Annotated in this window: 24 protein-coding genes; 10 read left to right on the plus strand and 14 right to left on the minus strand. The window is 39.0% G+C overall.

The window, feature by feature from the left end:
• Positions 1 to 14: 14 nt before the first annotated feature.
• Complete coding sequence (locus tag AC2YJL_RS13830; protein ID WP_251567992.1) at positions 15 to 1,415, minus strand: alpha/beta hydrolase; 1,401 nt, start codon at positions 1,413 to 1,415, stop codon at positions 15 to 17.
• Positions 1,416 to 1,616: 201 nt separating this feature from the next.
• Here AC2YJL_RS13830 and AC2YJL_RS13835 point away from each other — a divergent pair, with 201 nt between their 5' ends.
• Together AC2YJL_RS13835 and AC2YJL_RS13840 are read left to right on the plus strand one after the other, a co-directional pair.
• A complete protein-coding gene (locus tag AC2YJL_RS13835; protein WP_028408724.1) occupies positions 1,617 to 2,087 on the plus strand; it encodes a staygreen family protein in 471 nt (156 codons plus the stop codon).
• Positions 2,088 to 2,139: 52 nt separating this feature from the next.
• The gene (locus AC2YJL_RS13840; RefSeq protein ID WP_016763905.1) at positions 2,140 to 2,619 is read left to right on the plus strand and encodes a hypothetical protein; all 480 of its coding nucleotides are present in this window, start codon (positions 2,140 to 2,142) and stop codon (positions 2,617 to 2,619) included.
• A 33-nt stretch (positions 2,620 to 2,652) separates the two neighbouring features.
• Here the strand turns inward: AC2YJL_RS13840 and gltD are convergent, their stop codons facing one another.
• Both gltD and gltB read right to left on the minus strand, forming a co-directional pair.
• A complete protein-coding gene (gene gltD, locus AC2YJL_RS13845; RefSeq protein WP_013082931.1) occupies positions 2,653 to 4,134 on the minus strand; it encodes a glutamate synthase small subunit in 1,482 nt (493 codons plus the stop codon).
• 16 nt (positions 4,135 to 4,150) lie between these two features.
• The gene (gltB, locus tag AC2YJL_RS13850; protein WP_251567990.1) at positions 4,151 to 8,704 is read right to left on the minus strand and encodes a glutamate synthase large subunit; all 4,554 of its coding nucleotides are present in this window, start codon (positions 8,702 to 8,704) and stop codon (positions 4,151 to 4,153) included.
• 134 nt (positions 8,705 to 8,838) lie between these two features.
• Here gltB and gltC point away from each other — a divergent pair, with 134 nt between their 5' ends.
• Both gltC and AC2YJL_RS13860 read left to right on the plus strand, forming a co-directional pair.
• Complete coding sequence (gene gltC, locus AC2YJL_RS13855) at positions 8,839 to 9,741, plus strand: glutamate biosynthesis transcriptional regulator GltC (protein WP_013056801.1); 903 nt, start codon at positions 8,839 to 8,841, stop codon at positions 9,739 to 9,741.
• A gap of 159 nt (positions 9,742 to 9,900) precedes the next feature.
• On the plus strand, positions 9,901 to 10,971 hold the full coding sequence (locus AC2YJL_RS13860; protein WP_230932506.1) for a DUF3900 domain-containing protein: 1,071 nt from the start codon (positions 9,901 to 9,903) through the stop codon (positions 10,969 to 10,971).
• A gap of 71 nt (positions 10,972 to 11,042) precedes the next feature.
• Here AC2YJL_RS13860 and AC2YJL_RS13865 read toward each other — a convergent pair whose 3' ends face one another.
• Complete coding sequence (locus AC2YJL_RS13865; RefSeq protein ID WP_013056799.1) at positions 11,043 to 11,222, minus strand: H-type small acid-soluble spore protein; 180 nt, start codon at positions 11,220 to 11,222, stop codon at positions 11,043 to 11,045.
• A 77-nt stretch (positions 11,223 to 11,299) separates the two neighbouring features.
• Entirely contained in the window at positions 11,300 to 11,659 is a 360-nt protein-coding gene (locus tag AC2YJL_RS13870; RefSeq protein WP_195694262.1) for a hypothetical protein, read from the minus strand.
• Positions 11,660 to 11,878: 219 nt separating this feature from the next.
• Here AC2YJL_RS13870 and AC2YJL_RS13875 point away from each other — a divergent pair, with 219 nt between their 5' ends.
• The 3 genes from AC2YJL_RS13875 (at position 11,879) to AC2YJL_RS13885 (ending at position 12,817) form a co-directional block, all read left to right on the plus strand.
• A complete protein-coding gene (locus AC2YJL_RS13875; RefSeq protein ID WP_013056797.1) occupies positions 11,879 to 12,187 on the plus strand; it encodes a flagellar hook-associated protein FlgK in 309 nt (102 codons plus the stop codon).
• A 141-nt stretch (positions 12,188 to 12,328) separates the two neighbouring features.
• Positions 12,329 to 12,475 carry a hypothetical protein gene (locus AC2YJL_RS13880; RefSeq protein WP_013056796.1) on the plus strand — a complete coding sequence of 49 codons (147 nt, stop codon included), beginning with the start codon at positions 12,329 to 12,331 and terminating at the stop codon, positions 12,473 to 12,475.
• A 129-nt stretch (positions 12,476 to 12,604) separates the two neighbouring features.
• Positions 12,605 to 12,817 (plus strand): hypothetical protein, encoded by a 213-nt coding sequence (locus AC2YJL_RS13885; RefSeq protein ID WP_013056795.1) that lies wholly within the window; start codon positions 12,605 to 12,607, stop codon positions 12,815 to 12,817.
• A 60-nt stretch (positions 12,818 to 12,877) separates the two neighbouring features.
• On the opposite strand, the gene AC2YJL_RS13890 is transcribed toward AC2YJL_RS13885, so the two are convergent.
• The 4 genes from AC2YJL_RS13890 to AC2YJL_RS13905 form a co-directional block, all read right to left on the minus strand.
• Positions 12,878 to 13,312 carry a MerR family transcriptional regulator gene (locus AC2YJL_RS13890; protein ID WP_013056794.1) on the minus strand — a complete coding sequence of 145 codons (435 nt, stop codon included), beginning with the start codon at positions 13,310 to 13,312 and terminating at the stop codon, positions 12,878 to 12,880.
• 524 nt (positions 13,313 to 13,836) lie between these two features.
• The gene (locus AC2YJL_RS13895; protein WP_195694264.1) at positions 13,837 to 14,445 is read right to left on the minus strand and encodes a methyltransferase; all 609 of its coding nucleotides are present in this window, start codon (positions 14,443 to 14,445) and stop codon (positions 13,837 to 13,839) included.
• 61 nt (positions 14,446 to 14,506) lie between these two features.
• Positions 14,507 to 14,686, minus strand: coding sequence for a hypothetical protein (locus AC2YJL_RS13900; protein ID WP_133177156.1), 180 nt, complete (start codon positions 14,684 to 14,686; stop codon positions 14,507 to 14,509).
• 92 nt (positions 14,687 to 14,778) lie between these two features.
• Positions 14,779 to 15,396, minus strand: a complete 618-nt coding sequence (locus AC2YJL_RS13905; protein WP_116515862.1) for a poly-gamma-glutamate hydrolase family protein — start codon at positions 15,394 to 15,396, stop codon at positions 14,779 to 14,781.
• A 388-nt stretch (positions 15,397 to 15,784) separates the two neighbouring features.
• Here AC2YJL_RS13905 and cyoE point away from each other — a divergent pair, with 388 nt between their 5' ends.
• Positions 15,785 to 16,702, plus strand: a complete 918-nt coding sequence (cyoE, locus tag AC2YJL_RS13910; RefSeq protein ID WP_050689964.1) for a heme o synthase — start codon at positions 15,785 to 15,787, stop codon at positions 16,700 to 16,702.
• Between the two features lie 24 nt (positions 16,703 to 16,726).
• On the opposite strand, the gene AC2YJL_RS13915 is transcribed toward cyoE, so the two are convergent.
• Together AC2YJL_RS13915 and AC2YJL_RS13920 are read right to left on the minus strand one after the other, a co-directional pair.
• A complete protein-coding gene (locus tag AC2YJL_RS13915) occupies positions 16,727 to 17,665 on the minus strand; it encodes a carbohydrate kinase family protein (protein ID WP_195694266.1) in 939 nt (312 codons plus the stop codon).
• 1 nt (position 17,666) lies between these two features.
• Positions 17,667 to 17,876, minus strand: a complete 210-nt coding sequence (locus AC2YJL_RS13920; protein ID WP_153253880.1) for a cysteine-rich CWC family protein — start codon at positions 17,874 to 17,876, stop codon at positions 17,667 to 17,669.
• 162 nt (positions 17,877 to 18,038) lie between these two features.
• Here AC2YJL_RS13920 and dsdA point away from each other — a divergent pair, with 162 nt between their 5' ends.
• Entirely contained in the window at positions 18,039 to 19,397 is a 1,359-nt protein-coding gene (dsdA, locus tag AC2YJL_RS13925; protein ID WP_195694268.1) for a D-serine ammonia-lyase, read from the plus strand.
• Between the two features lie 31 nt (positions 19,398 to 19,428).
• Here the strand turns inward: dsdA and AC2YJL_RS13930 are convergent, their stop codons facing one another.
• The 3 genes from AC2YJL_RS13930 to AC2YJL_RS13940 all read right to left on the minus strand — a co-directional run bounded on the left by AC2YJL_RS13930 (position 19,429) and on the right by AC2YJL_RS13940 (position 22,760).
• Positions 19,429 to 20,811, minus strand: coding sequence for a PH domain-containing protein (locus tag AC2YJL_RS13930; protein WP_251567988.1), 1,383 nt, complete (start codon positions 20,809 to 20,811; stop codon positions 19,429 to 19,431).
• The gene (locus tag AC2YJL_RS13935) at positions 20,804 to 21,286 is read right to left on the minus strand and encodes a PH domain-containing protein (protein WP_251567987.1); all 483 of its coding nucleotides are present in this window, start codon (positions 21,284 to 21,286) and stop codon (positions 20,804 to 20,806) included. The genes AC2YJL_RS13930 and AC2YJL_RS13935 overlap by 8 nt, the downstream gene beginning before the upstream one ends.
• A gap of 142 nt (positions 21,287 to 21,428) precedes the next feature.
• Positions 21,429 to 22,760, minus strand: coding sequence for an NAD-dependent malic enzyme (locus AC2YJL_RS13940; protein WP_014460373.1), 1,332 nt, complete (start codon positions 22,758 to 22,760; stop codon positions 21,429 to 21,431).
• Between the two features lie 310 nt (positions 22,761 to 23,070).
• Here AC2YJL_RS13940 and AC2YJL_RS13945 point away from each other — a divergent pair, with 310 nt between their 5' ends.
• Entirely contained in the window at positions 23,071 to 23,649 is a 579-nt protein-coding gene (locus tag AC2YJL_RS13945; protein ID WP_195694274.1) for an LOG family protein, read from the plus strand.
• The last annotated feature ends 1 nt before the right edge of the window (position 23,650 follow it).

Consider the following 23,650-nt stretch of genomic DNA (forward strand, 5'->3'; position numbering starts at 1 on the left):
CGGTTTTGAACGATTTATTTTTCTGTTGATATACTTTTCTTTGTAGTCAACGGCAGCACGTCTTCCTCTGTTTTTAGATCTTTTACATGCATTTCCTTGAAAGGCGCACTTATTTTCTTATTTTTCGGAGGTTCTTCAAAATTCTCCACCCAATCACATAGCAGTTCAAATCCTTGATACACATAAGGCAGGAGAGGCTGAAGCTTTCGATCTGGGTCAATTTGATGATTCCATACTAAGCTATCAATGTGGTTGCCATTTTCAATTACATAGTGACGATGAAGGTGCTGCTTACCAGAATCTTTTACCAGTTGTTCATAAGGATAAGCATGAATATCCGGAAAAATAAGAGCATCTAACGACCCTGTAATGCTTATCAACGGAACGGAAATATCACCTGTATTTTCAATTTCACGAACTCTTTGCTTTACATCTTGCGGTCTTTCTTGATAATCATACTTTTCAAAAATAGAATCTAACGAACGATCTCTAACTCCGTTTTCAAAAAGAGTCAAGTATTTTTGCCATGGAATGCTTCCAGGTGCTTGACTGTCAAACTCATCTCTATATATATTAAGCGTTAAAAACCAATAATACTGGTCATGATATGGCCATAAAAACTCAGATCCTTTTGGCAACCCTGCTTGATACAAACGGTGCAAAGCTTCTTTTTGCGATTCACCTACGGTGTACAGTGCTTCTTCGGCATGATTTACAACAGGTGTTAAGGAAGTAATCAAGTTATCGTGATCAGCTCGCCACATAACCCCTTCCCATTCAACGCCTCCATTAAAAAGCTGAGGCTCTCCATTTTTCCCGTCGTTTTCTAAAGCATAGCGAACAACATAACCCCCGTTAGAAATACCTAACGCATACGTTTTTATATCAAAATATTCTGTCACTTCTTTTTGAAGTTTGTGACGATAATTTTCAAACAAAAATCTCTGCGCGATTTTTGTCACTTCTCGGTATTGAATATGCCATTTTCTAATAGAGTCTTCTTCTTTGACTAGAGCGTTCTTTGCTTTAGCAAATGGATCATCACTCACTTCTTCTCCCTGAGTTCCTTTATCAGAAGCAGCAAACGCAAACCCTTTTGCCAACACATAGTCACTGAATAGTAAATCCGTTGATTTCTCATCTCGGGTAGCTGGGACTCCTGACATAACTAACTTTCCATTCCAATCATCGGGAATTCGAATGAGAAATTTACCACCATCAACTTCACCTTCTACTTGAACGCCCGTTATTTCTTCAGGCTGATACATGTAATACCATCCATTTTTTTCTTCTTTTGTTCCCCAATAGATAGGAGCCAGCCCAATGTTTCCATAGGCAGTCGCTGCTTGAAATTGAAGAGGATTTTTAGTCGTTAGCCAGTTTCCATACTTACCGTCAAACGTTGTGATATTCAAGTGATGACCTCCATTCACATTTGCTTTTGAAGAAACTCTTGGGGACTATACATGCATAATTTTAGTTAAATATTACCATCATTTTCTCAAAAAGTACATCAAAACGCCTTTCTTATAGAAAGAAAGTAGACATTTATCACAACTGAGCCCATAGCGCCGTATAATATTGAAATTTATTCAAAAAAAGGAGTGTAAATGACTATGAGTTCGTTTAATTCTTCAAAACTTTCTACGACTCTTATTCCCCCTGCTACTTCCTCCTATCCGGTTTCCGGAAGAAAATATACTCTTACTCATTCTGATACAACCGGTCAGCTTTTTTTAAGCATCGGATGCTCATATAACAACAAGGCGATAGATAAAAATATGCGTGATGAAGTACTGGCTGCTCTTCACGTAACAGACCGACAAGCAGTTATTCAAGGCGAAGTTTTTGTTAGCGGGGGCGAGTTCAGCCGCGAGCAAGCTCAGCTTCGTTATCAAATTTTCCGTCGTGAACTCCCCCTTGCTTTAGAAGCAATGTTTTACGGAGACCAAGCGTTTTTTCAACATTATCCCGACTTGCTAAATACACCAATTTACATTTATTTTATATCGACTTATCAAGAATTTAGAGGGTGGTCCTATTATCAAACTCCTAAATTTTATTTAAAACAAACATGCAGCAGCTAGCACGCTCGTGCATAAACTAATGGGAAATGAACGAGGAAGGTGTGAATGTTTCATGTACAGTCAATGGGTTTACCCCTATATGCCGCGCTATTACCATCCAGTGGTTCCTACTACGAATGAAAATTATTTAGAACCTTATAGATACAATGAAGACTTATTTTCTTATATCCTGCATGAAGAAGAGGAAGTTAGATCTACACGCGATGTAGACAGAGTGATGAAAATTTTAAAACGCCAGTATCAGTCCATCTACAGAGATGCTCAACGAGGCGGGATGGATAGCAAACTAACAGAATACTTATTTCGTTCCATTGTAAGATTTGTTGATGATAACTATAACAATTACAGCGGATCTATTAACGAACGCGTTGAAAAAGCCGCGCGACAGTTAAAAAAACGTGACCCCTGGATATTTGAACTTTTTAACTTATACAGCGTTTCCCCCGCTTCACAAGTTCGAATTACCAACACGATTTTAACCGTTTCATTTGAGAATTTACGTAGAGGAAATGAAGTTCCAAATCCTAGATAAACAAAAAACCGCCACAATTGTGACGGTTTTTTGTTATGGTAATACAGTTGCTCCCATTAGATGGCTATCAACTTGTTTAGCGACTTCACGACCTTCATGAATAGCCCATACGATTAAACTTTGCCCACGCCGAGCGTCACCAGCAGCAAAAACACCTTCAACATTTGTTTTGTAATTTCCATACGCTGCATCTACGCGACGATTTTTCGTTTCAACACCAAACGCTGATAGAACCGGATGCTCTGGACCTTCAAACCCAATCGCAATAAAGACAAGCTGAGCTGGCCATACTTTTTCTGTTCCTGGAATTTCGGTAAAGATGTACTGTCCATTTTCACCTTTTACTTTTTCCATTTGAACCGTATGAAGTTCCTTTAGATTGCCTTGCTCATCTGCCACGATTTTTTTCGTTTGAATTGAATATTCACGTGGATCGTCCCCAAATTTCGCCTGTGCTTCTTCATAAGCATATTCAAGATTAAATACATGTGGATATTCAGGCCACATATTATCTGCCGTACGCTCAGCAGGAAGCTGAGGATGTTTACCAAACTGAACAACGCTGCGGCATTTTTGACGAAGAGCAGTAGCTACACAGTCAGCTCCCGTGTCTCCGCCTCCAATAACAATAACGTCTTTTCCTTCAGCATCAATAAATTGACCATCTTTGAAGTTAGAGTCTAAAAGGCTTTTTGTTGAAGTTGTTAAGTAGTCCATTGCAAAGTGAACTCCTTTTGCTTCACGACCTTCTAATACTAGATCTCTTTGCTTCTGAGCTCCTGTACACAAAATTACAGCATCATATTGTTCTTTTAATTCTTCAGCAGTAATGTCTTTTCCAACTTCCGTATTTGTTACAAAATCAATACCTTCTTGCGTCAATAAGCGAACACGTCTTTCCACTACTTCTTTATCTAGCTTCATATTCGGGATTCCATATGTTAATAAACCGCCAGCACGATCTGCTCTTTCATATACCGTTACCGAATGACCCGCTTGGTTCAGCTGATCTGCGCTTGCTAAGCCTGCTGGCCCAGAGCCAATAACAGCAATTTTTTTGCCTGTTCTTTTCTCCGGAATTCGCGGAGTAATCCACCCATTCTCAAAGCCTTTATCAATAATAGCGCGTTCGATATTCTTAATCGAAACGGCTGGATCTGAAATAGCAAGCGTACAGGAACCTTCACACGGAGCAGGACAAACGCGTCCTGTAAACTCCGGGAAGTTGTTCGTTTTCATTAAACGCTCTAAAGCTTCTTTCCAGCGTCCTTTATAAACTAAATCATTCCACTCTGGAATTAAGTTATAGATTGGACATCCAGAAGTAAAAGCATTAATATCCATTCCCATGTGGCAAAAAGGTGTGCCACAATCCATACATCGTGCCCCTTGACGGCTTAGCGCTTCATCAGATAAAGGAGCAGCATACTCTTTCCAATCACCTAAACGTTTTAACGGGTCACGTTCCTTCCCTTTTTCACGTTTGATTTCCATAAATCCTGTTGGTTTTCCCATCGTACTCTCCCCTTTCTTACTGAGCTACCGCTTCTTGTTGTTTTGCCGATGCTTTCTTTTCTTGTTTTGCATTTTCCTCAAACGCACTCATAGCTGCTTCTTCTTCCGTTAGTCCAGCTGCTTTTTGCTCTTCAATGCGATTCATCATGCGTTTATAATCATTCGGAATCACTTTTACAAATTTTGAAAGTGATTGTTCCCAATTTTCCAAAACAAATGCTGCTTTATGACTGTTCGTATATTTCAGATGATTTGAAACCATCTCTTTTACTTCTTCTGCTTCTTCGCCTTTTAAGCTCTCAAACCCAATCATGTCTTTATTGCAAAGGTTTTTGAATGCTTCTTGATCATCAGCAAATACGTAAGCAATACCGCCTGACATTCCTGCACCAAAGTTTTTACCTACATCGCCTAATACGACAACACGTCCGCCAGTCATATATTCACAGCCATGATCGCCAATTCCTTCAACCACTACGTTCACACCGCTGTTACGAACTGCAAAACGTTCCCCTGCTAGCCCGCTAACATAGGCTTCACCGCTTGTTGCACCGTAAAATGCAACGTTCCCAACGATAACATTCTCGCCTGACACAGCTGTTGTTTCCTTAGGTGGAGCAACAATGATTTTACCTCCTGATAAACCTTTTCCGATATAATCATTTGCATCTCCAGTTAGATACATAGACATTCCTTTTGGAACAAACGCACCAAAACTTTGTCCTGCTGAGCCAGTGAATCGAAGAGTAATCGTATCTTCTGGCAGACCTTTCTCACCGTAACGTTTTGTAACTTCACTTCCCACAATTGTTCCAGCTACACGGTTAATATTAGAAATTGGAAGTTCTAACTCGACTTGATACTTATGCTCGATTGCTTGCTGTACCGCAGGCAAAATCTTTTGCATATCAAGAGATTCGTCAATTTTATGATTTTGAGGTGTTTTAAAGGTACGTACACCTTCAGCTTGATATAAAAGAGTTGTTAAGTCTAAGTGCTGAGCCTTCCAGTGATTTTTTGCACGTTCGCTAACGCTTAATACGTCTGTACGTCCAACCATTTCATCCACTGTTTTAAATCCAAGTTCAGCCATAATTTCGCGCACTTCTTGTGCAACAAATTTCATATAGTTAACGATGTGGTCCGCTTCTCCCAGGAACTTTTTACGAAGCTCTGGATTTTGCGTCGCCACTCCAACTGGGCATGTATCTAAGTGACACGCACGCATCATGATACATCCTAAAACAATTAAAGGTGCCGTAGCAAAACCAAACTCTTCTGCTCCTAGAAGTGCTGCCATGACTACATCTTTACCCGTCATTAATTTCCCGTCTGTTTCAAGCACTACTTTTTCACGAAGACCGTTTAACATAAGCGTTTGATGAGCTTCTGCTAAGCCAAGTTCCCACGGTAGTCCAGTATGTTTAATACTTGTTTTTGGAGATGCTCCCGTACCTCCGTCGTAACCGCTAATGACAATAACATCCGCTACTCCTTTTGCTACTCCGGCAGCAATCGTTCCTACACCTGCTTTTGAAACGAGCTTGACGCTGATTCGTGCATCACGGTTTATATTTTTCAAGTCATGAATAAGCTGCGCTAAATCTTCAATCGAATAAATATCGTGGTGTGGAGGAGGTGAAATTAAGCCTACTCCTGGCGTTGATCCACGTACATCTGCCACCCATGGATATACTTTGTTTCCTGGAAGCTGACCGCCTTCTCCAGGTTTTGCACCTTGTGCCATTTTAATTTGAAGCTCATCGGCATTCAAAAGGTAGTGACTTTTCACCCCAAAACGCCCAGAAGCGATTTGTTTAATCGCACTGCGGCGATTATCTCCATTCTCATCCAGAGTGTAGCGGCTAGGATGCTCGCCACCTTCTCCACTGTTGCTGCGTGCCCCTAAACGGTTCATCGCAACCGCTAATGTTTCATGAGCTTCTTGACTTAAAGATCCAAACGACATAGCACCTGATTTAAAACGTTTTACAATCGAATCAACTGATTCCACTTCATCAATGGAGATAGATGAACGCGATCCATTAAACGAGAACAGGTTGCGCAAGAAACCGATGCGTTCTTCATTAGCCGATTCAGAGAATTTTTTAAATAAGCTGTAATCTCCCTTACGGCAAGCCCACTGCAGCGTGTGAATTGTTTTTGGATTAAACGCATGATGCTCGCCCGTGTGTCTCCACTGGAAGTCACTTCCTGATTCTAACGTTTGCTCAATTGTTTCAACATAAGCATTGTCATGACGCGTTTTTGCTTCTTTTGCAATAACATCTAAACCGATACCGCCAAGCTGCGAGGCAGTGCCTGTAAAATAGTGCTCGATAACCTCTGCACTGATTCCAACTGCTTCAAAAATTTGTGCGCCCCGATAACTTTGCACCGTTGAAATACCCATTTTAGACATTACTTTTACGACACCTTCAGTAACGGCTTTTACATATTTCTCAACAGCATAATCATACGATACGTTCAACGTACCTGCGTTAATTTCATTTTGATATGTTGCAAAAGTAAGATATGGATTAATTGCGTCTGCGCCGTAACCAATCAGCGCTGCAAAATGGTGCACTTCACGCGCTTCTCCCGTTTCCACTACAATGCTCGCCTTTGTACGGTTTCCTTTTCGCACTAGGTGCTGGTGCAGCCCGCTGACCGCTAATAAAGCTGGAATAGCTACAGATTGAGCTCCCGCTTCACGGTCTGTCAGAACAAGAATGCTAGCACCCGCGTTAATTGCCGCTTCAGCTTCAGCAAATACGCGATCAAGATCTGCTTTTAAATCATTTGTAAATACAGCAGATATAACAGCACTTTTGAAATCCGGATGAATGGCAGACTTCAGCTGATCAGTTTGATCGTTTGTTAAAACCGGCGTCTCAAGCTGAATTCGATGAATGTTTTCTTTGGTTGGATGCAGTAAATTCCCTTCTGCACCAAGCAATGTCATTGTCGATGTAACCAACTGTTCACGAATAGCATCGATCGGTGGATTCGTTACTTGAGCAAATAGCTGCTTAAAGTAATTGAACAGCGATTGAGGACGATCAGACAACACGGCTAATGGAGTATCGTTACCCATTGAACCAAGCGGATCTTTTCCTTCTGTAATAACTGGAACTAAGTATTTATGAATATCTTCATACGTGTAGCCAAATGACTTCTGGCGAATGACCAAATCATCGAAGTATTCAGATTTTTCTCCCTGTACTTCTGGCAACGTTACCAGCTGTTCATCTAACCACTCTTGATAAGGCTCAGCCTGTGCCATTTCAGATTTAATTTCTTCGTCTGAAATAATTCGGCCCTCCTCTAAATCGATTAGAAGCATTTTACCTGGGCTTAAACGATCTTTATATAATACATTTTCATCTTCAACATCAATGACGCCTACTTCTGATGAAAGTATGATGTAATCATCTTTTGTAACATAATAGCGAGCTGGACGTAAACCGTTACGGTCTAAAATAGCACCGATTTGTTTTCCATCCGTAAACGAAATAGCAGTCGGACCATCCCATGGCTCCATTAATGCGCTATGATACTCATAGAAAGCACGTTTTTCTTTTGACATGTGCGGATTCTCAGACCAAGGTTCTGGAATAAGCATCATCGCTGCATGCGCTGGCTTACGGCCGGCCAATACAAAGAACTCTAGCGCATTATCTAACATGGATGAGTCGCTTCCTTCAGCATCTAAAATTGGAAGAACCTTCGGCAAATCCTTACCAAATGCGTCCGAAACAAACTGCTGTTCACGTGCTCTCATCCAGTTTTGATTGCCGCGAAGCGTATTGATTTCACCGTTATGAATTAAATAACGGTTTGGATGTGCTCTTTCCCAGCTTGGGAACGTGTTTGTGCTAAAGCGAGAATGCACTAAAGCAAACGCTGAAGTAAAGTCTTCATCTTGTAGGTCAAGATAAAAAGCATCAACTTGCTCAGGCGTTAATAACCCTTTGTACACAATTGTTCTACTTGAAAGACTCGTAAAATAAAAACGATTTTGACGCGCCTGCGCCCAATTTTCCGCTTGCTTACGAATAACATATAGCTTGCGTTCAAACGCTAAGTCATCTTGAATACCGTCATTTGCCCCAATAAATACTTGTCGTACGTACGGACAGCTTTCTTTTGCGACTTTTCCGATTTTTCCGACATTTACAGGTACAGTTCTCCAACCTAGTAACGTTTGTCCCTCTTCTTCAATTAATTTATTAATATAAACTTCGATTTCTCGACGCTCGTCTTCGTTATTTGAGAAAAAGATCATTCCAACTCCATAACGACCTTTTTCAGGCAAGTTCAATTCAACGCATGTCTTTTTAAAGAACGCGTGTGGAATTTGTACCATTAATCCAGCTCCATCTCCTGTTAGCGGATCGCTTCCCTGTCCGCCTCGATGGTCAAGCTGGCAAAGCATATTTAGTCCTTTTTTAACGATATCATGTGACGCTACGCCTTTCAATTGAGCGTATAGTCCGATTCCACATGCATCGTGCTCAAACTCAGGACGGTAGAGACCTTGAGCTTTTGGCATTTGATTGTATGTCATCTTCTTCTCCCCCGTTCGTTTTCTTTATCTTTTTAAGATCACCTGTTTACATTGTAAGTTTTCAAATCAATATAAACAATATATAATTTAGATAAAACTAATCTAATTTTGATATATATAGATGGAGGATGCCTATGGAACTGCGTCAATTACGCTATTTTATGGAAGTTGCAAAAAGAGAACACGTATCTGAGGCGGCAGAGTATCTGCATGTAGCTCAATCAGCGATCAGCCGTCAAATCGCGAACCTGGAGTCTGAGCTAGGTGTTAGTTTATTCAAACGCGAAGGAAGAAATGTCAAGTTAACAGCAATAGGAAAAGTCTTTCTTGAGCATACGGAGACGGCTATGAAAGCTATTGACTATGCGAAAGAACAAATTGATGAATACCTGGATCCCGAAAGAGGAACGATTAAAATCGGATTTCCCACAAGCCTTGCCAGTCACCTTCTTCCTACTATTATATCAGCCTTTAAAGAAGAACACCCAAATGTTGCTTTTCATCTTAGACAAGGTTCGTATAAATTTTTAATTGAATCGGTTAAAAAAAGAGATATTAATATCGCTTTTTTAGGCCCTGTACCTGTAGAGGACCAGAGTATAGAAGGGCATATTCTATTCACTGAAAATCTTTTAGCCCTTGTTCCTTCTCATCATCCGCTCGCTGAACGGGATAACATTCGGCTGCGGGATTTAAGAAATGAAGATTTTGTGCTATTTCCAAAAGGATTCATTTTACATAAAATGGCCTTTGACGCTTGCAAACAAGCAGGATTCATGCCTAATATTTCATCTGAAGGAGAAGATTTAGATGCGATTAAAGGTCTTGTATCCGCAGGAATTGGCGTCACGCTTCTTCCCGAAAGCACAGTGTCTGAAACGACTCCTCGTTTTACAACTAAACTTCCTATTCATACGCCGCAGCTTCAGCGTACAGTCGGGATGATTATTCCTCGAAATCGTGATTTAGCACCTTCTGATAAAATTTTTTATAAGTTTGTCAAAACCTTTTTTGAACGGTTGGAGCAGTATAAATAAGAGAGGCTCCTGCCTCTCTTATTCTTTACTTTATACACTATTCCTCAGCTGATCAATTGTATAAATAGATCTTCTTCCCCTAAAGCTAACAGGCATTGACGCTTACCGGACTCTTTCTTATACTGGAGTAACTGACTAAAAAGAAACAAGGTGACTGCTATGGATTTTAAAATTAATTTTTTATCATTTTACGTAATACAAGTAGAAGGAAAAGAAGAACAGGCTTCTAAACAATATAAGCATTTTCAAACGCTTGATACAGAAGAATATGAAGAAAGTCCCATTAAAGATTTTTTAGACGGTGAATTTAAAAAAATTGTAAAGCGCAAAGTAGAGCGACACCCCAAAGCAGAACAAGTGCCTACAAAGCTCGGATATTTTATAGTTGAACCAGGACACGCTCTCGACTCAAACCCTAATTATAATTTATTTCACCGCACTCGTTTTGCCACAACCAAAGAAGAATTTGAAGAAAATAGCGAACAGTTTATCAATGCATACCTTGATACTGCAGCCGTTCGAGGAGGAGCATTTTTAGTTGTATCTGCTGTTCCAAGAAAATATTTTGATCATGCTTTTGTGTTTATTTTAAAATGTGACTTCGAACCAAAAGTGGCTTCAATTTCAGACGAATCAACCCTTATTCGTCACGTAGAAATGGCGATTACTACTAAAAACATGAAATCCATTCAATACCCATACATGCCTGAAGAAGGCATGGTCGAAGAAAGTGAACTCGTCATCCACCAAGCGTCTCACGCTCGTTACTTTGAAGACTTTTTGAAATTCATTGACTACAACGAGCCGATGCCTGAAATTATGAAAACACAAGTGATGGATATGGTGCGTGAACACGTCAGCGAAACGTTTGAAGCAGAAAGCGTAGAACTCGAACAGTTTGAATCGGACATGGAACTGTGGGCAACAAGTGAAAAGCGTGAGCTTCAAGAACGTTTAGATACCCATCAAGTCATGGAAGCTGCTGCTCATATCGTCGAGCATACGCCTGATGCTGAGCTTAAAATGAAGCTTGGCGAAACAGAGATTAAAGGACTGTTAGCTGATTTCGGGGAAAATATTCACTTAGCGAAAGTGAACGGACGCTACGTGGCTATAATTGAAGCGGAATCGATTCTGTTTGAAAAAGGCGCGTCTCCCATTGAGTTTCATAAGCCTGGTGATTTGCACGGAATTATTGAGAAAATCAGCAGTAAGAAATGGGAAGAATAAATAAAAGCCAGAGAGCTATGTTGTACTCTCTGGCTTTTATTTAACTGAAAAACCAGCTCTATTTATCCACCTTAATTCTCTACTAATTGGCTCACGGAAACATTTTGTTCATTTTCTGGCTGACCTAGCGGATAAATTCTTACCGTATCATTTTCTTCGCTTACATGTTGAATATAAACGGCCGTATCGTTATACGTAACGTTAGCCATAACGGGTGAATCAGCAATTTGTTTTGCTCGCTGCTTGTCCACGTTTCTTCCCCCCTCTATGTTGATATACATATAAGGTTTGCTCAAAGAATAGATGCTATTCGCCCCCTAGAGCAGTTCTACCGTTTTTTAGCGGTGCGGTAACCAAGGTAAAAAACGAAAGAAGTATAGGTAATGAATGCAGCTCCAGCCAGCAAGAGCATTTTGTGATGATGCCAAAGGGCCGCATATGTTTTGATGAAGATTCCCTTTGTAAGTAAAATATATTGATACACAATAAAAGCAACCACTAAAGCAAGAAACAGCACTCGAAACAAACGAATGAAATCAATGTTAGATACAATGGAAGCAGCTTTTACCCAGGGCGATGTAGGAGGCTGCGCTTTTTTAGCGCTGCGGCTCTTCGACTTTTGTTTCTTTGCAGGCGAAGCTTTTGATTCTTCTATTTTAGGTGCTGGTTTTTGTTTTCCTTGAGCCATTAGTCACTTTCCCTCTTTCTTAAATAAAGTGTCTAAAAAAGAAGCTTTTCTATTTTGCATATTCAAGACAAGACCGGCTATCTCCTTTTGACTTTTAAAAATACTTTCTTTTTTAAATACAGAATGTCTTTAGGTATGTGCCTATAGCATTTTTCTTATCTTCGCATACGTTATATCGTGTTTGATTTGAAATTACTATGTAAAAGGAGCGGTGCCCTAATGAATCCTTATTATTTCAACCCTGGATACATTCCTCAACAAGTTGATTACTCAGTTCAACAATACTATCCCCCTTACGTACCACAGCATGAAGAATACGATGAAAGACAGCAGCTTCAAAACCTTGGAGGATTTGAACGAAGAATTCGTGCCCTTGAGAGACAAAATGAGGAGCAAGTCAGAGAAATTACTCGTTTAAATCGCGTTGTGGAGCGACATACTGATCGTATAAACAGATTAAATCAGCGCTTACGCAATGTAGAAAGAAGACTTAACATTCCATTTACAGCAAGCCAGGACGGATTTTAAACTCACCTTAAGCATTCCCGTTTCTTTTGAGCGAGAATGCTTTTTTACATGTCTTCCGTCGTTTTTGATAGCACATAGGATATTTGATTAAACTTTACATAAAATAAAATTTGACTATGAAAAAGAAAAGGAGAAAATCACATGAAATCCCCTGTTGTTATTTGTCCTAACTGTCATTCTCAAAAAGAGCTTGCTACCGTTTTAACTGCTCAGTCCAATCAAAACGTTATCTATACATGCTCAGCTTGCGGCTATAAGCTGACAAACATTAAAACAAGCAAAGGGTAATCAGTATCTCTCACCTCACTTAGTACCTATACTCAATACGTTCTTCTGTCCATATACAAAAATTAACGTTTACGTAAATGTTATTAATTTTGTATACTGATAGTATTATGGGAAAGGGAGTTGAAGAAGTTGAAGTTTAAAATGAAGGAACGCGGGCAGCTGCATTTGAGTCCCGAAGGAAAACAATTAATTTTAGACTTGTACGAATCAAATATGATGGAATCTGTAAATGAAGCTTTGGATGCTGAAACAAGAAGCTTTCACAGTGGAAAAGCCGATGGGATACAGGCTATTTTACTTCTTTTAGGGGTACAGCTAGAAGAAAACACTTCACAATCGTAAATCAATGCCCTATAAAAAACGTAAAAGCAGACGCACTCTTCTGGTGAATGCGCCTGCTTTTTATGATTCTTCCTGCTCAAATTTTACAATTGCAGTCTTAGCACGATCTCTCAATGACAGAAGGTCAGACTCTACTTTTAAGATGTTTTTCTTTTTCTGTTCAATCAGCTTGAGCTGCTCTTCTACCGTATGTAATACTTGCTCTAACTTTTCTTTTTGTTGACTTGTTCCTTTCACTTGCCTATAATCCATCTTTTGTATTTCAAGAGTATCACTTAAAGCAAGAAATTCCTGTAATTCTTGAAGTGAAAAACCCATGACTTCTTTGGCATTCGTAATTTTCTTTAAAAATTCTACATGTTCTTCGGTGTACAGACGAAATCCACCTTCACTTCTTGGTGGTGCTGGCATCAGTCCGATTTGTTCATAATAACGAATTGTACGTTTTGTTAAACCGCTTTGCTTCGCTACATCATCTATTTTTAGTTCACTCATTTTTAAATCCCCTTTAATCAATTCACAATGTCAACTTTTCATACTTGTTACTATTATACACTAACGCTAGATATCTCAAAACAAATCTGAACAGCTGTACACTTATTTAAAAATAAATAAGCAATTTCTTTACCCTTTTTTAGAGTAAAAAAATTGCTTATACAGTATATGCTGGGTTCTTTTCTCTAAAACCTTATCATAAATTGCCGTTTTTGTTAATTTACGATTTAGCATACAAATTAATAAATTTGTGTTTGAGAGTTCTTATTTCTATCCATTAAATGTTTATTAACTTGTATGTAGCCTTCCCTTTCTGTACTAGCCCCGCCTGCGCTGAGTACACCGATAGCCACGCATGCTATCCAACCTAATTTCATTATAACAGAAAGCGCTTACATAATAAAGTGTTATGCTTTAATTTCTAAAAAGTTATAAATAAAATCAGCAGGTCTTTTTCCACCTCCTGCTGATTTGTTAAATAGAACCGGCACGATACAGCTTTATCAAACAGTGAATAGTTCGTCTTAATAAGCTACTTTATAAATCAAAAACCGTTCATATGGGTTTTTACGATCCAACTCTGGCAGCATTACCTCTTCTTTTAAAATGAAAGAAGGATGTTTTTCGAGGTGATGAAGATAATCCTCCGAACTATAATATAAAATCAAATCAATCTCCCGTTTATTCTTTTCCCACGAAAGCAAAATATTGTTCACTACTTGGATAAAAATTTGAACTGAAAAAGGATTAAAAAAATAAAAGCAGTTGTCTAGCGGATGAATCTTATATTCTTGGGCTAAACAACACTGAAATTGAATATGATGTTTGCGACCCTTGGCTTTTTTTAAATAGCGCCTCTGATTATCTATGGCCTGCTCATAAAAGTGCTCGTTCATTTCTACCCCTACAGCGGTGGCATTGCACAGGTAGTTCACATAAAAATTTAGCCTTCCTTTTCCACACCCAAAGTCGACAATTCTATCACTGCTTGTTAGCTCATACTGAGTGAAAAGTGTTTCTAATGCACTATAAGGCGTGGGTTCATAACGATGGTAATGAAATGAATCATTGAATCCCTTTTGTTCTCCCGTTGTTTTTATATTTAATAAAGCGTCATAATATTGCTCATTCATGGCCAATCTCCTGTTTATAGTTGTTGAAAAAGAGAAGGACAGATGTCCTTCTCTTTTTTTCTCACTCTACTTTCACACGCATTTCTGATATTTTAAGACCAATCTCTTCAATTAACTGCACAGCTTCCGCTCGTTTTTGATCATCTAATGTGCTGATTCCCCGTACATCTACGCTTTTTAAATATCGATAAGAGGCTTTAAGACGTTCTAGGGTATCTTCTTGGTCAAATGTTTTCATCATTATCTCCTCCAATATATGTAGTTACTATATGTATACCACAAACATGTCCGTAATAAATCTAACCTGTTTAATAAATACTAAACGTATCTGATTTATCTAAGAGGAAATGCACTTCTAATAGCTGATATATACTCAAAAAATTCCTGGGTTTTCGAATTTTTACGTTCATTTCTCGTGTTAGTGGCAAAAAAAGCTTCTCTTTGCGCTTTACTTATCTCAATTTGCACACCCATCCGTCTAGCTGTTTTATTGGTTATATTTCTAGGGCTTGTACCGGAAAACGGGTCTTGATCTGATAAAATTTCTGTACTAAAACCTTTGGAAATAAGCGCTTCATACACTTTGGATCTTAATGCCTTGTCAGCACCGCCGATTTTAGTGTGTTTTTCACTTTTATCATTGTATCCATGAAAAGATACGGCATAGTCTTCTTTCGATATAATAGTTAGCGCATGAGGTTCATCAAAATGAGTGGAGGTGATATGAAGATCGGCATTTCCTGATTTCTTTAACCCTTCAAATATATAGTACGAGTATTCGTTTCCTGCTAGCCCAACAGCAAGTTCGGATGTTCCAGTTTCGATACCTCCGCCGTGTATCGCGAGCATAATAATGTTAGAAGGTCTGATTTCAAATTGAATTTTGTAGTCTTGGTTGTATACTTCATGAGAGGCAAGTTCAGAGAAGCTAGCATATTTATCTGGCATCATATATCCTCCTTGTGAATAAGACATAGTAAATAAACTTATTAGTTCTTTCTTTAATGTACCACATCTTTTCTTTCATCACATACTATGTGATTGCAATTACCAATAAATATGGTACGATTAAGTTCGAGTTTCTTGCTCGTTAAAAGTTCACCAGATAGTCAAAATTTTTATTTTTAAGCATTCCATTTTTATCTTATAATAAAGGATGTACTTATTTTTAATTGGTAATTCGACATTATTCATTGTTTTTTTAAAAAGTTCAAGGAATGTTAACAAATTTTACGAGCAACCTTGATGTAATTACGATATTTTTTTGTTAAAATAGTTTAGTTGATTAATAAAGATTAGGTTTATTCATGTAGGAATAAGCTCAAAAAGGAGAATTGCTGTGAAAAATACCGAAGTTATCACAAAGGAATCACTTCCTATCAATCAGTATTTTTCCCGGGAAGTAATCAGTGCTATTATAAAAACTGGGATTATTAAATCGAACTCACTAGGAATGGTTGCTGGGCTTTGTCTCGCAATTGCTGTTAATGACTTAAGCTTTGTGACACAAATTCCTATCATTATTTTGGCTTTAATTGGGACATCCTTTGTCGTAGGAGGAGCTGGGGCAGTTAATAACTTCTATGACCGTGATATTGATGCGATCATGAAACGTACGAAAGACAGACCGACGGTAACAGGAGCGGTCAACCCTAAATTTGCTCTATGGTTAGGACTGGCTTTATTTGTTATCGGTGTAGGCATTTTATTTTTAGTTTCTAACATGGCCGCCATTATGGGTATTTTAGGATTTTTCTTTTATGTAGTGCCTTATACTATGCTTACAAAACGTACAACTATTTATAATACCGAAGTCGGAAGTATTTCTGGAGCTATGCCTCCAATCATTGGCTGGGCCGCTATTTCACCAGACTTATTTCATCCGGTAGCCGTTGGATTGTTTGTATTTATGTTTTTATGGCAGCCTCCTCACTTCTACGCTATTGCGATTAGAAGACTTGAGGAATATAAAGCCGCAGGTGTACCAATGCTTCCTGTAGTAAAAGGGATCCGTCGTTCCAAAGTCCAAACGCTTGTATATCTAGTTATTTTACTAGCGGCATCTTTCTTATTTTTATCGTTTAGTAAAATTATCGCATTTACAATGTTCGGTTTAACACTAGTGTGGATGCTTCTTGGGATTGTTGGATTTAAAAAATTAGAAGATACAAAATGGGCTACTTTAATGTTTGTGTTCTCATTGAACCATCTTACGATTATTTTTGCCCTTATGATTATACTGTCATTTTTCAAATAATAAACTTTCAAAAGCAGGTAGCTATCAGCTACCTGCTTTTATACTAGATACATCTTTTGCTTTAAGCGAAATCATTCCTCCGTACCTTGCCGAAACTGCTCCACCTAACGCGTTAGCAAACATTGTGTACTGCTTCTGTGACTCCTCACTTTCAGGTAATCCTTTTTCGTGAACACACCATAAAATTCCTGCCATAAATGCATCACCCGCTCCCGTCGTGTCTATCACCTGCACTTCATTTGCACTCACATGAAGCGTTTGATTTGCAGTAACGGCTACTGCGCCATTTTCTCCCTGAGTGACCCATACGTACGGAATATGATACGCTCTCAGTTTTTCTAGGCTTTCTGCCAGGTCTGCTGAATTCATCAAAAATAGGAGCTCATCTTGAGAGATTTTCAAAATGTCTGTCTCGTACAAAAACGGTGTCACGATATTTCTACATGCTGCTTCACTTTCCCATCTTTTCATTCGAATATTTGGATCAAACGCTACAAGCATACGATGTTTTTTTGCGAGCTTCACAGCTTCTTTTGTAGTTTCCTGGGAAATCGAATGAAACAACGTACCTGATCCAAAATAAAAAATCGCTGCCTGCTCAAATAAAGCTTCCTGCAGCTCATGTTTATACACTTGCTCATGAGGTGTAGAATCTATGTAGGAATGGAAGTAACGATCTCCTTCTTTACTTTTATGTACATACACTTCACAAACTTTTTTAATCTCCGATATTACACAGCCGCTTTGATTCACTCCTTCAATTAAAAGATTCTTTCTTACAAAGTCACTTGTTTCATCACTGCCTAACTTGCAGATATAATATGCTTTTGCTCCTAACTTCTGAACTCCGACTGCTACATTAACCGTTGTGCCTCCTAAAAAAGGGTCAAAGCTGGTGTTAAATTCGTTTTTAGCAATATAATCAATAAATGCCTCACCGTATGAAATAATTCCTTTTTTCAAGTTAATCCTCACCTTCTTTCTTCTGTCTCCCAACGCATTTGACGCATACACACGCTTTTCCTCTGCTTTCTAAAGGAATTTGTTTAAACAAATCAGGGGTAAAAACTTTCTGCATACACCAACATTTTTCTATTTCTCTATCTTGTACAGAAGCACAGTTATTTTTTTCTCCGCAGATAGGACATCTGCTATCATCGCCTGAAAATGTCATGAATTCCTCTCCTTTTTTCTATGCAGTTGTATAGATTATCTTTATTAGTATACAAGAGGTGGTTAAAATGCGCTTTCTGCTTTTTGATATTTTCGTTTTCAACTTCTTCTATTCTTGATACTATACATATAAAGGAAATAACATATTGCGAAAGGAGCCTTTATGACAACACATTTATTTCACCAAAAACCCCTTGCTACATGGATGCATGAATATCCTTTATTAACACCTTTAATCAATAAACAGGAAATACTTTGGATAAATCCTTATATAAAACCTGCTCAAGAAGCACTTTCTTCTCTTTCTTTACATACCAAAGATATAAAAGATGCAAAAGAACGACTTTCTCGCTTTTCTTCTTTTCTTCAAATTGCTTTTTCTGAGCTGAAAGCATCAAAAGGAATCATTGAATCACCTCTTCAAGAAATTGCATACATGAAAGACTATTTAAATCAACAAATGAATAATAAGCTGCAAGGAAAATTATTGATGAAATGCGATCACGATCTTCCCATATCAGGTTCTATTAAAGCAAGAGGCGGCATTTATGAAGTATTAAAATTTGCTGAAAGTCTTGCTATCAAAGAAGGACTGCTTACCGAGGAAAACAGCTACGCTCTTCTAGCTGAAGACCGATGTAAAAAGTTATTTTCTTCTTATTCTATTGCAGTAGGATCTACCGGTAATTTAGGTTTAAGCATTGGTATTATGAGCGCTACTCTCGGCTTTAACGTCACCGTGCATATGTCAGCGGACGCTAAAAAATGGAAAAAAGATCTGCTTCGTTCTAAAGGTGTAACCGTTATTGAATATCAGTCTGACTACGGAAAAGCCGTGGAAGAAGGACGAAAGCAAGCCGAAGCAGACCCCGCCTGTCATTTTATTGACGATGAGCAGTCTAGAGATTTATTTCTTGGTTATTCCGTTGCGGCTTTACGTTTAAAAAAGCAGCTAGCAGAGCAGCAGATTCAAGTAGACGCCGAACACCCTTTATTTGTCTATTTACCTTGCGGAGTAGGCGGAGGTCCTGGCGGTATTACGTTTGGATTAAAAGCAATATACGGTGATCACGTTCACTGCTTTTTTGCTGAACCTACTCACTCCCCTTGCATGCTGCTTGGATTAATGACCGAGCTGCATGATGGCATTTCCGTTACGGATATTGGACTTGATAACATAACAGCTGCCGATGGACTAGCTGTAGGAAGGCCATCTAGCTTTGTAGGCGAAACGGTAAAATCGCTTATTAGCGGAATTTATACCGTAGAAGATGATCAGCTTTTCCGATTTATTTATGAGCTAGCCAATCGTGAAAATATGTATATAGAACCTTCAGCAGCGGCTGGTTTACAAGGGCCTCTTCACCTAATGAAAAACGGGCCTTCCTATATACAAGCGCAAGGATTAGAAAACGATATGTCAAAAGCTACTCATCTTGTATGGTCAACTGGAGGCAGTATGGTGCCAGTTGAGGTGATGAACAGCTATTACGAGCAAGGGAAAAATTTAATGAATAGATAACGTCAAAAGGCATGGAGAACAATGATGTTCTTCATGCCTTTTTAGCCGAAGTAGCTTGCAAAAAGATAGGATGCCAAATCTCAAATGGAAAATATCCGGACTTATAGCTGCCGCTTGTACCCATAGTTGCAATTTTTATTTTCCTGTATCCTTTTTTCCATAAAAAGGTGCCTGCAAACACCTCAATTTCTTCTATTTTCTTCCTTCTAATAATCGTTGTTTTTCGTGTTAAAAACTGCGATCGAATACTGACAAATACATCGTTCATCATCAAGCCGCCTTGGCGATAGCCCAACCAGTGAATGAGTACGTATACAAGGCATAGCACAGCAATAATCCACACAAACATTGATTTCCAAAAACTGATGCCAATCCCTGCTGCCGCAAATAACAAGACCGGTAATAGTAATGGATACCACGCATATTGAATCGCTGTATTTCTTGGACACTTTACATATTCATAGTGCGGGACATATACGTTCATTAACGCTGCAATCTTTTTTTGCTGAATAAACGGGTGCAAATAGACCTTTTCTTTTAAATCAGAGGTTACGACGTTTAACGAAACGGAAGACCATCCAAATAAGCGCCGAACCAACCCTTCCTCTATCGTAACAGCCTGTATTTTATGAAAAGGAATCGTAAGGGATTTCTTATTTAACAATCCGTATTCAATATGTAGATAATGATCGTAGCGTTCTACTGTAAAACCGCCAAATCGTATTACATATAAAACGATAGACAGCAAATAAGCAATCACCACAATTACAGCCACTAATACAAATAAACCAAGCATCGATTGATGAATCACTTCTTCGTAAGCTGTCTTCACCCAGCGGTTGATATAGGTATCAATATACTGATAGAGAAAACCAAGAGCAGCAAATATGTAGCCAAAATTCCCGGAAAACGCAGCAGCTAACGCAAGATGTTTCACCGACACTTTCATCGTACATTCAGGACTTTTTTCCCTTATTTCCGGCTGACTCCCTGACAGCTTTAACGTATCTTTAAGATGGTGCGCTTCTTTTAGTGAAATACCAGATAAATCAATTTCAGCATCCGTACCGCTGCTGGCCGTGTCAATACGAAGCCGGGCTAAGCAAAGAATTCTAAAAACAAACGGCTGATCTAACTGAATTGATTGAATGCGATTTCGTTGAATAAATCGTTTTTCTTTTTTTAAAATCCCTTTATACAGACGCACTTCCGTTTCCGTTACTTCATAACGAAATTCCTTCCAAGTAAAAAAAGCAAATAAAGCGACTACGCCTCCCGCTAATAGCGTTGCCCACCAATATGTAAACAATAGGTGCCGATTGACGATAAATACAAACACAAAAGGCAGGATATTATTTTTTATATGTTCAATAAATGCTATTGCAATATATAGAGGATGCAGCCGCTTACTCATCTTCATCATCTACCTCTGCTAGTCTAGCAATATACTCTCGCAGTGCCTCAGCATCTCTTTGTACAAGTGCAGGAATTTCGACGCTTCCAGCTGCTGTAATGATTTTAACAGATGCCAAGTCAAATTTTCTAAAAATCGGCCCTGTCAACGTTTCAACGTGCTGTACTTTCACAAGCGGAATTTTCGTATGATACCAGATGAATAGCCCTCTTTGTACATCAATTTGAGTATCTGTGACTTCATATGAATATACATTCATATATACATTTGGAGCTATAATTGTATATATGATAAAGCTCACGACTAATAATCCAGCTGATATCCATCCAATAATTGACCACCAATCAAAAAAATGAACGAGTAGAAAATAACCCGCTGTTGCAAGAAGCCACAGGCTATGCGTAAAAATGGATTGCCAGCGCATCGCTTTTTTAGCTTCGAGGGGCAATTTGCCCTTTAAATGTTTAAACTCCATAAAAACTCCTTTCTCTACCTTTTTTACTATTTCTATTACTATATTACGTTAAAAAAGGAAAAAAGTTTCATAGTTTGCTATTTTCTTATTATTTTTTGATAAAAAACAAACAAAGCTGCCTATTTCGAGGCAGCCTTGTTTGTTATCGATAAACGCCGTCTTTCTCTCCGTGTACAACAGCCGCTCTTTCAACTGCTTCAGATACTGCTTCATGTACAGCTAGATTAAGAGGATGAGGAACTAAATCGCCTGGACGCGTTGAATTTGCAATGGCTTCAGCTGCAGCTACCAGCATCGTATGCGTAATATCGCGCACCCCCGCATTTAACACTCCTCTGAAAATACCTGGGAAGCCAAGTACATTATTCACTGACCTTCCGTCAGTAGCGTAAATAGCTCCTGCTTCAAGAGCATCTTCAGGTTCAATTTCTGGCTTTGGATTAGAAAGTGCTAGAATGATTTGGCCTTTTCGGATCCATTCTTTTTGTATTAAGCCAGGTACACCTGTTGTCGCAATAACAATATCGCAGTTCTCCATAAGCTCTTCTAATGAATCCGCTACTTTTCCACCGTAGCTGACTAAGCGCTCATTCGCTTCAGGAGACTTATCAGCTCCTATCACCTGTTTGACACCGTAAGCCATGAACATTCTGCAAGTAGCGATGCCGGCAGCTCCTAAGCCAATCTGCCCTACTTTAGCTTCTTTCAAATTCACACCTGTGCTGCGGCAAGCTGAAATAGCTGCTGCTAGTGTCACCACCGCTGTTCCGTGCTGATCATCATGCATAACTGGAATATCGAGCTCTTCTTTTAAACGTTCTTCAATTTCAAAGCAGTGAGGCGACCCTATATCTTCTAGTAAAATACCGCCAAATCCCGGTGAAATATTTTTAACCGTTTGAATGATTTCTTCCGGCTCATTTACATTCAATAAAATAGGGATAGCGTTCACATTGGCAAGTTGATCAAATAACGCAGCTTTTCCTTCCATAACGGGCATCCCTGCAACAGGACCAATATTTCCTAATCCTAGTATAGCGGTACCATCTGTTACAATCGCAACCGTGTTTCCAATGCTCGTGTAAATTTTAGCTTTATCAGGCTGTTCTTGAATAGCACGGCAAACGTTTGCTACACCTGGTGTATATACTCTTCTTAAGTCAGCGATCGACTCAATTTTCATTTTGCTTTTCATTTGAATTTTACCGCCTTCATGCGCATGAAGAACTTCATCTGATACTGTATGTAAAGTAATGCCTTCTAAACTACGAACCGCTTCAAGCAATTCCTCAAGCTGGTCTTCACTTTCTACTTGAACCGTAATGCTTCTCATGGTGTAGTTATGTCCTACTTTAACGGTTTCAACCTCGCCAATATCTCCTCCAACATTTCCAATAGCTGTTGCTACTCTTCCTAAGTTTCCCGGTACGGTCGGTGTTTGTACCATTAATGTGCGTATTAGATTGTTCATCATATCCCCATATCCCCCTTGTCCTAATCCTGCAAGTACGTATGCTTACTAAATGAAACGTTTAAAACAGTCAAATTCCCTATAAGTTCATGTTATCTACTTATCTTACAAGTAGATCTATACGTACTGTCTTCACCATTAAAAGAAAAAGCAAAAGATAACGCTTTCAAACAGACGTTTCGCTTTGATTATAAGCAAAGTTTTTAGAATAATCAAGCGATGACATTGTGAAAATTCATAAATTATTAAGAAGGAATTTGTTCTTCACAAACAGAAAAGACTTATATAGAGAAGAAACAAAGGAGTGAATCAATTGAAATCAATTTGTGTGTTTGCAGGATCAAGCGCTGGAATGAAAACAGAATATAAAGAGGCCGCCGTCTCGCTAGGACGCTGTATGGCCCAAAAAAACTACCGGCTGATTTACGGAGGCTCACGAATGGGCCTGATGGGAGAAGTCGCAAATGAAATGCTTCAGCATGGAGGCGAAGTCATCGGCATTATGCCCCGCGGTTTGTTTAGCGGTGAAATTGTTCATACTGCGCTGACAGAACTCATCGAAGTAGAGAGCATGCATGAGCGAAAGGCAACTATGCACGAGTTAGCTGATGGTTATATTGCGCTTCCTGGAGGTTTCGGGACATTTGAAGAGTTGTTTGAGGCTCTTTGCTGGGCTCAAATTGGTATACATAAAAAACCAGTAGGGTTATTAAATGTGAACGGCTACTACAACCCGCTTATGCAAATGGTTCAGCATGCCGTAGATGAAGGGTTTTCTACGGATTCTGCTATTCGTCTCATCAACATTTCTGATACTCCTGAACAGCTTATCTCTTCAATGGACACGTACACGTCCCCTTCAGAAGACCAAAAATGGAACACTGAACGCTAAA

This window comes from Priestia sp. SRI_019, assembly GCF_057586255.1.

Bases quoted from the DNA above. Each gene is read 5' to 3' on its own strand.
- AC2YJL_RS13900 (WP_133177156.1), bottom strand. From the start codon at position 14,686: ATGATGAAAACATTTGACCAAGAAGATACCCTAGAACGTCTTAAAGCC.
- AC2YJL_RS13905 (WP_116515862.1), bottom strand. From the start codon at position 15,396: ATGATGCCAGATAAATATGCTAGCTTCTCTGAACTTGCCTCTCATGAA.
- AC2YJL_RS13840 (WP_016763905.1), top strand. From the start codon at position 2,140: ATGTACAGTCAATGGGTTTACCCCTATATGCCGCGCTATTACCATCCA.
- AC2YJL_RS13880 (WP_013056796.1), top strand. From the start codon at position 12,329: ATGAAATCCCCTGTTGTTATTTGTCCTAACTGTCATTCTCAAAAAGAG.
- gltD (WP_013082931.1), bottom strand. From the start codon at position 4,134: ATGGGAAAACCAACAGGATTTATGGAAATCAAACGTGAAAAAGGGAAG.
- dsdA (WP_195694268.1), top strand. From the start codon at position 18,039: ATGACAACACATTTATTTCACCAAAAACCCCTTGCTACATGGATGCAT.
- AC2YJL_RS13920 (WP_153253880.1), bottom strand. From the start codon at position 17,876: ATGACATTTTCAGGCGATGATAGCAGATGTCCTATCTGCGGAGAAAAA.
- AC2YJL_RS13935 (WP_251567987.1), bottom strand. From the start codon at position 21,286: ATGGAGTTTAAACATTTAAAGGGCAAATTGCCCCTCGAAGCTAAAAAA.
- AC2YJL_RS13835 (WP_028408724.1), top strand. From the start codon at position 1,617: ATGAGTTCGTTTAATTCTTCAAAACTTTCTACGACTCTTATTCCCCCT.
- AC2YJL_RS13870 (WP_195694262.1), bottom strand. From the start codon at position 11,659: ATGGCTCAAGGAAAACAAAAACCAGCACCTAAAATAGAAGAATCAAAA.
- gltC (WP_013056801.1), top strand. From the start codon at position 8,839: ATGGAACTGCGTCAATTACGCTATTTTATGGAAGTTGCAAAAAGAGAA.
- AC2YJL_RS13875 (WP_013056797.1), top strand. From the start codon at position 11,879: ATGAATCCTTATTATTTCAACCCTGGATACATTCCTCAACAAGTTGAT.
- AC2YJL_RS13930 (WP_251567988.1), bottom strand. From the start codon at position 20,811: ATGAGTAAGCGGCTGCATCCTCTATATATTGCAATAGCATTTATTGAA.
- AC2YJL_RS13895 (WP_195694264.1), bottom strand. From the start codon at position 14,445: ATGAATGAGCAATATTATGACGCTTTATTAAATATAAAAACAACGGGA.
- gltB (WP_251567990.1), bottom strand. From the start codon at position 8,704: ATGACATACAATCAAATGCCAAAAGCTCAAGGTCTCTACCGTCCTGAG.
- AC2YJL_RS13890 (WP_013056794.1), bottom strand. From the start codon at position 13,312: ATGAGTGAACTAAAAATAGATGATGTAGCGAAGCAAAGCGGTTTAACA.
- AC2YJL_RS13860 (WP_230932506.1), top strand. From the start codon at position 9,901: ATGGATTTTAAAATTAATTTTTTATCATTTTACGTAATACAAGTAGAA.
- AC2YJL_RS13940 (WP_014460373.1), bottom strand. From the start codon at position 22,760: ATGATGAACAATCTAATACGCACATTAATGGTACAAACACCGACCGTA.